The sequence below is a fragment of the Senegalia massiliensis genome, from assembly GCF_900626135.1.
Taxonomy (GTDB): domain Bacteria; phylum Bacillota; class Clostridia; order Tissierellales; family SIT17; genus Anaeromonas; species Anaeromonas massiliensis.
Genome location: NZ_LR130785.1, coordinates 1,550,247 through 1,562,874 on the forward strand (window position 1 = coordinate 1,550,247; position 12,628 = coordinate 1,562,874).

Sequence of the window (12,628 nt, forward strand, 5' to 3'; positions counted from 1 at the left end):
CTTTAATTATTGTAATAAATAAAAATATACCTGCATATCTATTAGTTAAGAGTGGAGGTGTAGGTGTTGAATACAAGTAAAAAAAATATGAATTATGTGCTTTTATTAGGGAAGTCTTTGTTGTTAAGTTTTATTGTTACTTTAATTTTATTTGTAATATTTACTTTGATTTTAACTTATACAAGTTTAGGTGAAAAATGGATTCCACTAATTAATACAGTAATACTAATCATATCCATAAGTTTAGGAGCTATAAAAATGGCTATAAATTCATCAAAAAGAGGGTTTATAAACGGTGGAGTATTAGGATTAAGTTATATGTTATTACTTATATTATTTGGTTTTATAGTATTTAAGAATACTGGGGTAGATATCTATAGTCTAACAAAATTAGGTATTGGAATTTTAGTTGGAATAATAGCAGGAATGATAGGAGTAAACTTAAAATAAAGCTTTATACCCAGCCTACTTTGTGATATAATTTAAACGTAAATTATGTATTAGGGGGTAAATAATCGTGAAACATATTAAAACTTTAAGTAGTAAAAATTTAAAGAGCACAATAGAATATGGTGGATGTGGAGAATGTCAAACATCTTGTCAATCTGCTTGCAAGACATCTTGCACAGTAGGTAATCAAACTTGTGAAAACACCAACAGGTAAAAGTAGTGTAGACCACTACTTTTTTATCGTTGTGAAGAATAACTTAGGAGGAAACAATGAAAAGGATACATAAATTCAAACAAAATAATAAATTCATCGTACTTGATATTAATAGTGGTTCAGTACATCTTGTAGATGAATTGATTTGGGATTTAGTTGATTTATATAAAGAAAAAGATTTAACAGATATAAACAAAGAATTGGAATGGAAATATGATTCTAAAACCATAGAAGAGGGTTATAGAGAAATAAAAGAATTAGAAGAAAATGGCATAATTTATTCTGAAGATATATACTTTAAGGATGTTAAATCTAATAATCAAAAGATTGTAAAAGCACTTTGTCTTCATATAGCTCATGATTGTAACTTGAAATGTGAATATTGTTTTGCATCTCAAGGAGATTTTAATGGCGACAAATCATTTATGAGTTTAGAGACAGGAAAAAAAGCATTAGAATTTTTAGCTGAAAACTCTGCTAATAGAAGAAATCTTGAAGTAGATTTTTTTGGTGGGGAGCCTCTTATGAATTTTGATGTAGTTAAGGAACTTGTACATTATGGAAGAGAAATAGAGAAAAAATATAATAAGAATTTTAGGTTTACAATAACTACTAATGGATTATTACTTGATAAAGAAAAAATGGATTTTATTAATGAACATATGTCAAATGTAGTTTTAAGTTTAGATGGAAGAAAAAAAGTAAATGATGAAATGAGAAAGACAATAAATGGTGAAGGTAGTTTTGATATAATTGTACCTAAGTTTTTAGAAATGGCTAAATCTAGAAAAGGTAAAGATTATTATTTAAGAGGAACTTTTACTTCTAAAAATTTAGATTTTTCAAAAGATGTATTAGAATTATATAATTTAGGATTTAAATCTGTATCAGTTGAACCAGTTGTTACAGAGCCTCATATGGAATATGCAATATTAGAAAAACATCTTGGCGAGATATTAGATGAATATGATAAATTATCAAAAGAATATATAAAAATAAAGAAAAAAGATAAAGATTTCAATTTTTTTCATTTTATGATTGATTTAAATCAAGGCCCTTGTGCTATAAAAAGAGCCTCAGGATGTGGAGCTGGAGTAGAATATTTAGCTGTAACTCCTGAAGGAGACTTATACCCTTGCCATCAATTTGTAGGTGATGAAAAGTTTAAATTAGGTACTCTTGATAGTGGCATTAAAAATATGGAAATTGTAGATAGATTTAATAATGCAAATGTATATAATAAAGAGGATTGCTCTGAATGTTGGGCAAAATTTTATTGTAGTGGTGGATGTCATGCAAATGCATATAATTTCAATAAAAATATAAACAAGCCTTATACTATAGGATGTGAAATGGAGAAAAAAAGAATAGAAAGTTCTATTTCAATATTAGCAAATTTAGAAGATTAACGGAGGTTTGAAAATTGATAAAAAGTTTTGAAGAATTTACACCAAAGATAGATGAAACATGTTTTGTTGCTGAAAGTTCGGACATAATAGGAAATGTAATTATAGGTAAAGATTCAAATGTTTGGTACAATACTGTTTTAAGAGGTGATGTGAATAAGATAGTTGTTGGAGAAAAAACTAATATTCAAGATGGAACTATTATTCATGTTGAAAAATCTATACCAACTATTATTGGAAATAATGTTACAATTGGTCATAAAGCTATTGTTCATGCGTGTACATTAAGTGATAATGTTCTTGTAGGTATGGGGGCGATAATTTTAAATGGTGCCATAATAGAAGAAAATGTTTTAATAGGGGCGGGAAGTGTAGTTACCCCAGGTAAAACAATCCCTTCAGGACATCTTGCATTAGGTTCTCCTGCACGAGTAATAAGAAAATTAACTGATGAAGAAATAAATGATTTACAAAAATCAGCAGATAATTATGTGAGTTTATCGAAAAAACATAAATAATATATAATAGTTACAATTATTATATAACTTTGAGGAGGAAATATTATGAAGGTTAAAAGTATTATTATTTTCCTTTTAATACTTGCCTTGGCTGGAGCAGGAGTTTATGTTGCTATTGAAGGTGTTAGTATAGGGAAATATGAGATTTCTCCAATTAATGAATCTATTAATTTAGGTCTTGATTTAGAAGGAGGAATATATGTAGTACTAGAAGCAAAAACTGATGCAACAGGTGATGAATTAAAAGAAAAGATGCAGGAAGCTAAAGCTATAATAGATCAACGTGTAAATGGACTTGGAGTTACTGAACCTAGTATTACTATAGAAGGTGAAGATAGAATAAGAATTGAACTTCCAGGACTTAAAGATACACAGGAAGCATTTGATATGATAGGAAAAACTGCAGAACTTCAATTTATAAATTCTGAAGGTGAAGTAGTAGTTACAGGTAAGAATGTTAAAGAATCTGAGCCTATATATATAGAAGACTCTACTACTGGGAAAAGTGTACCTGTAGTATCACTAGAGTTTGATTCTGAAGGTGCTGAATTATTTAAAGAGGCAACAGAAGAAGCTATGGAAAAACCAGAAGGTCCTGAAAGGATTATAAATATAGTACTTGATGGAGAAACTATATCAGCACCGGCTGTAGGTACTGTTATAACAGATGGTTCTGCTACAATTGAAGGTGCTTTTACAATAGAAGAGGCAAGAGAACTTGCAACTCTTATACAAGCAGGTGCACTTCCTGTAGAGATGGAAGAAGTACAAGCATCTGAAATAGGACCTACACTTGGTCTTGAATCATTGGATAAGTCAGTATATGCAGCTACTATAGGAATAATTTTAATATTTTTATTTATGTTAATATTCTATAGAATACCAGGACTTGTAGCTAATATTACCCTTACTATATATATACTTATAGTAATGTTTACTTTGGTAAGCTTAAATGCAACTTTAACACTGCCAGGTATTGCAGGACTTATACTATCAATAGGTATGGCAGTTGATGCTAATGTTGTTATATTTGAAAGAATAAAAGAAGAAATTAGACTGGGAAAATCTATAAGATCATCTGTTGATTCAGGATTTAAAAGTGCACTATCTACTGTTATAGATGCTAATATAACTACCCTTATTGCTGGTATAGTTTTATTTAATTTTGGTACAGGACCTATAAAAGGATTTGCAGTTACTCTTATAATAGGTATAATTACATCTATTATTACTGCATTAGTAATTACCAGATTATTATTAAAACTATTTATTGAAATGAAAATAACTAAAAATACAAAAATGTTTGGAGCATAGGGGGGAGAAAGTTGAATTTACAAATCATACAGAAAAAAAATATCTTTTTTATAATTTCAGCTATTGTAATAGTAATTGGAATAGCAATGTTATTTATAAATGGTCTTAATTTTGGAATTGATTTTACTGGAGGAACTCTTATTCAAATAGATTTAGGTAAAGAAATTCCAGTAAGTGAAATAAGAGAAATAACAGATGAATATGATGAAAATGCTGATATAGTTCATGCTGGTGATGAAAATCATGAAATAATAATAAAGACAACAGAAGATTATTCAAATGAAAAGAGAAATGAAATATTTAATAAATTCAAAGAAAAATACAAATTAGAATCAGATAAACCTCTCCAATCGCAAAAAATTGGACCTGCAATAGGTAAAGAAATCAGAAATGATGCACTTATTGCAATAGGAATAGCAATGGTAGGAATGCTTATATATATAACATTTAGATTTGAATTTAAATTCGGATTATCTGCAATTATAGCATTGATTCATGATATACTTATAACCCTTGCTATATTTGCCATATTTAAACTACCTGTAAATGTTTCATTTGTAGCAGCATTACTTACTATTGTAGGTTATTCTATAAATGATACAATTGTTGTATTTGATAGAATAAGAGAAAATTTAAAATTATTTAAGAAAACAGATTATGCTAAATTAGTAGATACTAGTATTTCACAGACTATAGTTAGATCAATTAATACTTCATTTACTACATTTATAGCAATTGCTTGTCTTTATATATTTGGGGTAGATGCAATAAAAGAATTTGCACTTCCATTAATACTTGGTATATTAATTGGAACATACTCTTCTATATTTATTGCAAGTCCTGTGTGGTATCTGTTTAAAACTAATTCAAAATAGCTTTATTAATAAAGTCTCAGAAGATCTGAGACTTTATTTTTACTTGTTTTAATTGTTTGTTATTAATATAGTTAAAATTTGGGTAAAGTAATAATAATCAAATATTAAAGAGGAAGAGATATATGATAAAAAATAGAGTTAGTAAAATACATAGATATAGAGAAATTTATAACATTTTAACAAAATATGGTTTTAGTATGATAGCAGAAAGGTTGCCAAACCGAATATTTTTTAGGAAGATTTTTTTTAGAAAATCTAGTAAATTGAGTAGTAAATATTCAAGAGGTAAAAGACTCAGAATGGCTATAGAAGAATTAGGACCTACTTATATAAAGCTTGGGCAGGTTATGAGTACTAGATATGATTTATTGCCAACAGATATCATAGAAGAATTATCTAAATTACAAGATGAAGTAAGTGAATATCCATTAGGTGATGCTAAAAGGTTATTTAAAGAAGAAATAGGAATAGATATATCTGATGCTTTTATGGATTTTGATGAAAAACCTCTTGCTGCAGCTTCAATTGGTCAAGTATATAATGCTAAACTCTTTTCAGGAGAAGATGTTGTAGTTAAAATTAGGAGACCAAACATAAAGAACTTGATTGAAAAAGATTTAGAAATTTTAAAAACCATTGGTGGAATTGTAGATGACTATATAGTAAGAAAAAGTGTAGTTAGTTTTAGTGAAATTGTAGATGAATTTGCAACTACATTAAGGCGTGAATTAGATTATACAATGGAAGCACAAAATTATGAAAATTTTCGTCAATCATTAACAGATAATAAATATGCTGTAGTGCCGAAAGTCTATTGGGATTTTATAACTAAGAAAATACTCGTAATATCAAAGTTAAAAGGAATAAAAATAAATGATACTGAATCATTAATTGAAAATAATTATGATAATGAAAAAATAGCATATAATTTAGCAAAAACTTATATGGAACAAGTTTTTTTACATGGTTTTTTTCATGCAGATCCTCATCCTGGAAATTTATTTGTTATTAATGGAGAGAAAATAGGTTTTGTAGATTTTGGAATGGTAGGATATTTAGATGATGAAAGCACTAAATTACTTATGCTGTTGTTAAAATCTTCTGTAGATAAAAATTCTGAAAAAATAGTAGAAACTTTATATAAAATGGACTCCATCCCTGAAACTACAAATAAAATGCTATTTAAAAGAGACATAAACTATGTATTAAATTATTATTATAATTTATCTTTTGATAAGATTGATTTTAGTGATGCACTAACTGATATTTTAAGAATAACATATAAACATAAAGTACGTGTACCCAGTCAATTGACTCTTTTAATTAAAACCATTATATCAATAGAAGGTACAGCTAAAAATTTAAACCCTAAATTTAATTTAACAGATGTATCAAAAGATTTATTAGAAAGTATAAAAAAAGATAAATTCAATGCAAAAAGGCTATTTAATAAAACATATAGTTCAGCTTATAATATGTTAGAAGATTTTAGGGAATTACCTAAGATGTTAAATACAATTTTTTATAAAATAAGCAATGATAAAATTAAAATAAATATGAATCATGAAGGATTATCAAAATTTAGAAAAGAATTAAATTCCGTTACTAATAAACTTTCATTAAGTCTTATAATCTCGGCAATAATAATAGGTTCATCTACTATAGCTCAAACTAAAACAGGACCACAAGTAGTGGGTATGAGCGCTATAGGACTTGTAGGATTTTTACTTGCAGGAATAATGGGTATTATACTTATTGTTTCTATTATATTTCATTCTTGGGATAATAAAAAATAAAGGAGTGATTTTATGCAATTGGTATTTATATTATCATTGCTATTTGCTGTCTTAATAGCAACATTTGCAGTTCAGAATTCAGCTTCAGTAGCAATTAATTTTTTGTTTACAAAGGTTGAAGTATCACAAGCATTAGTTATATTTATATCAGCTGCACTAGGTGCAATTATTGTAGCTTTACTTGGGTTAGTTAAGCATAGAAAGATGAATAAAACTATTAATAAACAAAAATTAGAAATAGAAAAATTGAAGAAAGATTGTACAAGACTCCATAGAAAAAAACAAGAAAAGTCCTTAAATAATGATGAAAATTAATAAACAAAGTTGAATTAAAGTTACCTATTAGCTATAATATTATATGTGTTTAAAATATAGTAGGTGAAATAATGATACAATATGATAAAAAATTTATAAAAGTTTTAAGTGAAAATAAAGAGGATATAGAAAAAGCATCCCAAGAAATGGATATATCTTTTTTAACTTCAAAAATATTATTTAATAGAGGTCTTAAAAATAAAGATGAAATTATTAAATTTTTGAATCCAAAATATAATGATTTTTATGATCCTTTTTTATTAAATGATATGAAAAAAGCTACTGAAAGGATATTAAGCGCTATTGAAAAAGATGAGAGTATATGGATATTTGGAGACTATGATGTAGATGGAGTAACAAGCACTTCTTTGCTTGTTAATTTTTTCTCTTCTGTTGGAATTGATGTAAGATATTATATTCCTAATAGACATACAGAAGGATATGGTTTGAATAAATCTGCTATAGAATATATAAAGGAACAAAAAGGCGATTTAATAATAACTGTAGACTGCGGTATAACTTCTATAGAAGAAGCAAATTTTGCAGATAGTATAGGTATTGATATGATTATAACTGATCATCATACACCTAGTGAAAATTTACCAGAAGCTATAGCAGTAATTAATCCAAATAGACGTGATAGTAATTATCCTTTTAAAAAATTAGCAGGAGTAGGGGTTGCATTTAAGTTAGTTCAGGCGATAAGTATGGAATTTAGAATTGAAGTTGATATATCATTGCTTCCTATTGTAGCTATAGGTACTGTGGCAGATATTGTAGATTTAATGGATGAAAATAGACTTATAGTAAAAAAAGGATTAGAACTTATTAAAGAAAGCTCCAATATAGGTATTCAATCATTGATTGAAGTAACAGGATTAAGGGATAAAGATATTACAAGTGGACATATTGGATTTATAATTGGTCCTAGAATTAATGCAGCAGGAAGAATGGATTCTGCAAATATAGGAGTAGAACTTTTTACTACAAATGATCCCGACTTAGCTTTAGATATAGCGAAAAGATTAGATGAGGAAAATAAAAAAAGACAATTAGTAGAAAGAGATATTTTAGAGCAAGCTGAAAAAATAATTGTAGACAATAATATGGAAAATGACAATGTAATAGTGCTTTCATCTAAAGGGTGGCATGCTGGAGTTATTGGAATAGTCAGTTCTAGAATAACTGAAAAATATCATAGACCTTCTGTACTTATATCAATAGATGATGAAGGTATAGGAAAAGCTTCTGCAAGAAGTATTGAACCACTAAATATATATAATGCACTTAAACAATGTGATGATTTATTTTTAGGTTTTGGAGGACATAGTCAGGCTGCAGGATTATCAATACAATCTGAAAATATTAATACCTTTAGAAATAATATAAATGAAATTGTAGGAAATATGTTAGATGATGAAGATTTTGTAAAAGAAATTACTGTAGATGCTATTATTGAAGCTGAAGATATTAGTATTAATACAGTAAAAGAGTTAGAAACTCTAGCTCCATTTGGCATGGGAAATTCTAGTCCTGTATTTTTATTTGAAGATGCCATAGCTAGAGATATTAGAGCTGTAGGAAAAGACAAAACTCATCTAAAACTATCTCTATTATATAAAGACATAGATATAGATTCTATTGGTTTTAACTTTGGTTATTTAATAAGTGATATTGAAAACACAGATATTTTAAATATAATTGGAACATTAGATATCAATGAATATATGAATAAGAAAAAAGTTCAGATTATGATTAGAGATATTATTTTTAAATCTAAGAATATAGAACAAATAAAAAAAACATACTTTAAAAAAATGCATTTAAACATATCTAAGGGATTAGAAAAATATCCTTCAGGAATTATAAGTAAAAATGATATTGATAAATTTAATTATTTATATAAGAAAATAATTAAAAGTGAAAAACTTAAGGTATATGTAAATGATATAGAACATCTAAATTTTATAATGACAAAAATAGATAAGTCAGGAAGAGATATATTTAAAAAAATAGATTTGGTTATTAATCCAACTGATAATGATATAATATATGATGAAAAACCTGCTATTTTATATGATTTACCTATAGATAAAAGTATTTATGATAAGATAAAAGATATTCATCCTGATATAGAAATATTGTGTAGTATAAAAGACTTAGAAAAAAATAAAAGTAAAATAAAGAAATGGACACCAAATATAGAAGAATTAAGATTCATTTATAAAACATTTATTTCTAAAGATGAAATATTTAAATTTCAAATTTATAAATATATTGCTTCATTATCAAAGTATAATTTGAGCAAAATAAAAATTGAATTAGCATTAATAATATTTAATCAAACTGGTTTATTACAATATAAAAAAATAGATAGTGAAAATTATTATATCAAATTAAATAAAACAAATAATAAAATTGATATTAATAGTTCAACATTATTAAAAAATTTAAATGAATATGTTCTATAAATTTAAAGGAGGAGCACAAAGTGAATTTAAAAGATAAAATTAGAAATATTGAAGGATTTCCTAAGGAAGGAATTGGTTTTAAAGATATAACAACAGTATTAAAAGATAAAGATGCATTTAAATATTCTATAGATGAATTAAAAAAAATGTCTTCTGAAGTAGAATTTGATACTATACTAGGTCCAGAAGCAAGAGGATTTTTAGTAGGAGCACCACTTGCATATGCAACAAATAAAGCTTTTGTACCTGTTAGAAAACCTGGTAAATTACCTGCTGAAACAATAAGTTATGAATATGATTTAGAATATGGGACTGATAAATTAGAAATACATAAAGATGCTATAAATAAAGGTGATAAGGTAATAATAGTTGATGACCTTTTAGCTACAGGTGGTACAGTACTATCAACCATTAAAATGGTAGAAAAGTTAGGTGGAGAAGTTGTAGGAATATACTTTTTAATGGAATTAACATTCTTAAATGGCAGGAAACATTTAGAAGGATATAATGTGAAGTCAATAATTGAGTATTAATGCACATATGTGCATTTTTTCTTTAATACATATAACAATCACTTTTTAGATATGATTTGCTGTGTTATACTATTAATATTATAAAAACAATATAAAGTGGGTGGGTTAATTGTCAATAGAAAGATTAATTGAAAAAATAAAACAATATAACCCTCAAGCAGATATAGAAAAAGTAAGGAAGGCTTATAATTTTGCTAAATCAGCTCATGAGGGTCAGCTGAGAAATTCAGGTGAAGATTTTATAATTCACCCTGTTAATGTTGCAATGATATTAGCAGATATAAATATGGACGTTAGCACTATAATAGCTGGTCTATTACATGATGTCATTGAAGATACTGAAAATAGCTATGATTTGGTTGAAGAAGAATTTGGAGAAGAAGTAGCAAATTTAGTAGATGGAGTAACTAAATTAAAAAAAATTCAATATAAAACCAAAGAAGAGAGAAAAGCAGAAAACCTAAGAAAAATGGTTGTAGCAATGGCAAAGGATATTAGAGTTATTATTATTAAACTAACTGATAGACTTCATAATATGCGAACTTTAGAGTATATGTCTGATGAAAAGAAGAAAGAAAAAGCTCTTGAAACATTAGAGATTTATGCTCCTATAGCTAATAGACTAGGTATTTTTAGAATTAAATGGGAACTTGAGGATCTTTCACTTAGATATATAGATCCTGAAGGATATTATGACTTAGTTGATAAGGTTTCCAAGAAGCGTAAAGAAAGAGAAGAATATATTAATAAAGTTATAAATAAATTAGATAATAAATTAGAGGAAGTAGATATAGAATCTGAAATAAGTGGTAGACCAAAACATTTTTATAGTATTTATAGAAAGATGGTTTATCAAAATAAAACCTTTGAGCAAATATTTGATTTAACAGCAATAAGAGTGATTGTTAATTCTATCAAAGATTGTTATGGTGTACTTGGTATTGTTCATACAATGTGGAAACCTATACCAGGGAGATTTAAAGATTATATAGCTATGCCAAAACCAAACATGTATCAATCACTTCATACTACACTTATAGGTCCAAGTGGAGAAATATTTGAAATTCAAATAAGAACATGGGATATGCATAGAACAGCTGAATATGGTATAGCAGCACATTGGAAGTATAAAGAAGGAAACAAAGATGAAAATAATTTCGATAAAAAGCTTTCTTGGTTAAGACAAATGATGGAGTGGCAAAAAGAAACTAAAGATCCAAAAGAGTTTATGGAATCTTTAAAAATAGATCTTTTTACAAATGAAGTATTTGTATTCACCCCTAAAGGTGATGTTATAAATTTACCTGCAGGAAGTACACCTATAGATTTTGCATATAGAGTTCATACTGCAGTTGGTAATAAATGTGTAGGAGCAAAAGTTGATGGAAGAATAGTTCCCCTTGATTATAAACTTAAAAATGGAAATATTATTACAGTACTTACTTCCCCAAATAGTAATGGGCCAAGTAGAGACTGGTTAAAAATTGTTAAAAGTTCCCAAGCTAAGAGCAAAATAAAACAATGGTTTAAGAAAGAAGAAAAATCTGACAATATAATAAAAGGTAGAGATAAGCTTGAAAAGGAAGTAAAAAGAGAAGGTTATAAACTTACAGAAATATTAAAAGATGAATGGTTAGAAAAAGTAGCTGAAAAATTAAGTTTTAATAAAATTGATGATTTATATGCAGCATTAGGATTTGGAAGTATAACACTTGCACAAATTACAACTAAATTAAAGGAATATCATAAAGAACATTATAAACAAGATGAGGAACCTGTAAAAGTTCATAATCAGGTTAAATCTAAAAGAAAAAGAAAACAAAATCAAGGGATAAATATAAGTGGTATAGATAATGTAAAAGTAAGGTTTGCAAAATGCTGTAACCCTGTTCCAGGTGATGATATAAAGGGTTATATAACTAGAGGAAGAGGAGTATCTGTTCATAGAAGTGATTGTCCTAATATTTTAGATTTAGGAAAAGATCAAAGGTTTATACATGTAGAGTGGGCTCAGGAAGATAAGACATCTTATCAAGCTGAAATACAAGTAAAAGGAACAGATAGACCAGGGTTGTTGTCAGAAATAACGATTTTATTATCAGAAGCTAATTTATTTGTATCTTCTTTAAATGCTAGAACAAACAAAGAAAAATTAGCTATTATTAATTTGACCCTTGAAATAAAAGATATTAATCAATTAAATAATTTGATGAAAAGATTAAAAAGAATTCGTGGAGTATTAGATGTATATAGAGTAACTAGTTAGAGGTGAGAAGAATGCGTGCTGTTGTTCAAAGAGTAAATTCTGCTTTAGTTGAAATAGGTGGAAAAAAAGAATCTGAAATTAAAAAAGGATTATTAGTACTTTTAGGAATCAGTGAAGAAGATGATGAAAAGGATATAAAATATTTAGTTGAAAAACTTGTAAATTTAAGAATCTTTGAAGATGATTATGAAAAAATGAATTTATCACTTTTAGATATTAAAGGAGAATTACTTATAGTATCTCAATTTACATTATATGGTGATTGTAGAAAAGGAAGACGTCCGAATTTTATGAAGGCAGCTAAACCTTCTATTGCAGAAGATTTATATGAAAAGTTTATAGATATTTGTTTAGAATATAATATTAAAGTTGGTTCAGGTAAATTTGGAGAAGATATGCAGGTGAAATTAACTAATGATGGTCCAGTTACAATATTATTGGACAGTAAAAAGAACTTTTAGAAAGGAAGA

12 protein-coding genes are annotated in these 12,628 nt (G+C 27.1%); all 12 read left to right on the forward strand.

The annotated features are described in order from the left end of the window. The first annotated feature begins 66 nt into the window (after window positions 1-66). Window positions 67-450, forward strand: coding sequence for a TIGR04086 family membrane protein (locus tag E0D94_RS07720; protein WP_130806761.1), 384 nt, complete (start codon window positions 67-69; stop codon window positions 448-450). Between the two features lie 67 nt (window positions 451-517). Next, the gene (scfA, locus tag E0D94_RS07725; RefSeq protein WP_130806763.1) at window positions 518-664 is read left to right on the forward strand and encodes a six-cysteine ranthipeptide SCIFF; all 147 of its coding nucleotides are present in this window, start codon (window positions 518-520) and stop codon (window positions 662-664) included. Between the two features lie 56 nt (window positions 665-720). Next, window positions 721-2,073, forward strand: a complete 1,353-nt coding sequence (gene scfB, locus E0D94_RS07730; protein ID WP_130806765.1) for a thioether cross-link-forming SCIFF peptide maturase — start codon at window positions 721-723, stop codon at window positions 2,071-2,073. Window positions 2,074-2,087: 14 nt separating this feature from the next. Beyond that, a complete protein-coding gene (locus tag E0D94_RS07735; protein WP_130806767.1) occupies window positions 2,088-2,588 on the forward strand; it encodes a gamma carbonic anhydrase family protein in 501 nt (166 codons plus the stop codon). A 45-nt stretch (window positions 2,589-2,633) separates the two neighbouring features. Beyond that, entirely contained in the window at window positions 2,634-3,902 is a 1,269-nt protein-coding gene (gene secD / locus E0D94_RS14965) for a protein translocase subunit SecD (RefSeq protein WP_207289668.1), read from the forward strand. Window positions 3,903-3,913: 11 nt separating this feature from the next. Continuing rightward, window positions 3,914-4,777: a protein translocase subunit SecF gene (gene secF, locus E0D94_RS14970; RefSeq protein WP_207289670.1), complete on the forward strand. Its 864-nt coding sequence runs from the start codon at window positions 3,914-3,916 to the stop codon at window positions 4,775-4,777. 122 nt (window positions 4,778-4,899) lie between these two features. Beyond that, window positions 4,900-6,573, forward strand: coding sequence for an ABC1 kinase family protein (locus tag E0D94_RS07745; RefSeq protein ID WP_130806769.1), 1,674 nt, complete (start codon window positions 4,900-4,902; stop codon window positions 6,571-6,573). A 12-nt stretch (window positions 6,574-6,585) separates the two neighbouring features. Next, the gene (locus E0D94_RS07750) at window positions 6,586-6,888 is read left to right on the forward strand and encodes a LapA family protein (RefSeq protein ID WP_130806772.1); all 303 of its coding nucleotides are present in this window, start codon (window positions 6,586-6,588) and stop codon (window positions 6,886-6,888) included. Between the two features lie 71 nt (window positions 6,889-6,959). Next, entirely contained in the window at window positions 6,960-9,359 is a 2,400-nt protein-coding gene (recJ, locus tag E0D94_RS07755) for a single-stranded-DNA-specific exonuclease RecJ (RefSeq protein WP_130806774.1), read from the forward strand. A 20-nt stretch (window positions 9,360-9,379) separates the two neighbouring features. Then, a complete protein-coding gene (locus tag E0D94_RS07760) occupies window positions 9,380-9,892 on the forward strand; it encodes an adenine phosphoribosyltransferase (RefSeq protein WP_130806776.1) in 513 nt (170 codons plus the stop codon). A 109-nt stretch (window positions 9,893-10,001) separates the two neighbouring features. Then, the gene (locus E0D94_RS07765; RefSeq protein ID WP_130806778.1) at window positions 10,002-12,158 is read left to right on the forward strand and encodes a RelA/SpoT family protein; all 2,157 of its coding nucleotides are present in this window, start codon (window positions 10,002-10,004) and stop codon (window positions 12,156-12,158) included. A gap of 11 nt (window positions 12,159-12,169) precedes the next feature. After that, the gene (dtd, locus tag E0D94_RS07770) at window positions 12,170-12,619 is read left to right on the forward strand and encodes a D-aminoacyl-tRNA deacylase (RefSeq protein WP_130807381.1); all 450 of its coding nucleotides are present in this window, start codon (window positions 12,170-12,172) and stop codon (window positions 12,617-12,619) included. Window positions 12,620-12,628: the final 9 nt, after the last annotated feature.

Bases quoted from the DNA above. Each gene is read 5' to 3' on its own strand.
- scfB (WP_130806765.1), top strand. From the start codon at position 721: ATGAAAAGGATACATAAATTCAAACAAAATAATAAATTCATCGTACTT.
- secD (WP_207289668.1), top strand. From the start codon at position 2,634: ATGAAGGTTAAAAGTATTATTATTTTCCTTTTAATACTTGCCTTGGCT.
- E0D94_RS07745 (WP_130806769.1), top strand. From the start codon at position 4,900: ATGATAAAAAATAGAGTTAGTAAAATACATAGATATAGAGAAATTTAT.
- E0D94_RS07750 (WP_130806772.1), top strand. From the start codon at position 6,586: ATGCAATTGGTATTTATATTATCATTGCTATTTGCTGTCTTAATAGCA.
- recJ (WP_130806774.1), top strand. From the start codon at position 6,960: ATGATACAATATGATAAAAAATTTATAAAAGTTTTAAGTGAAAATAAA.
- dtd (WP_130807381.1), top strand. From the start codon at position 12,170: ATGCGTGCTGTTGTTCAAAGAGTAAATTCTGCTTTAGTTGAAATAGGT.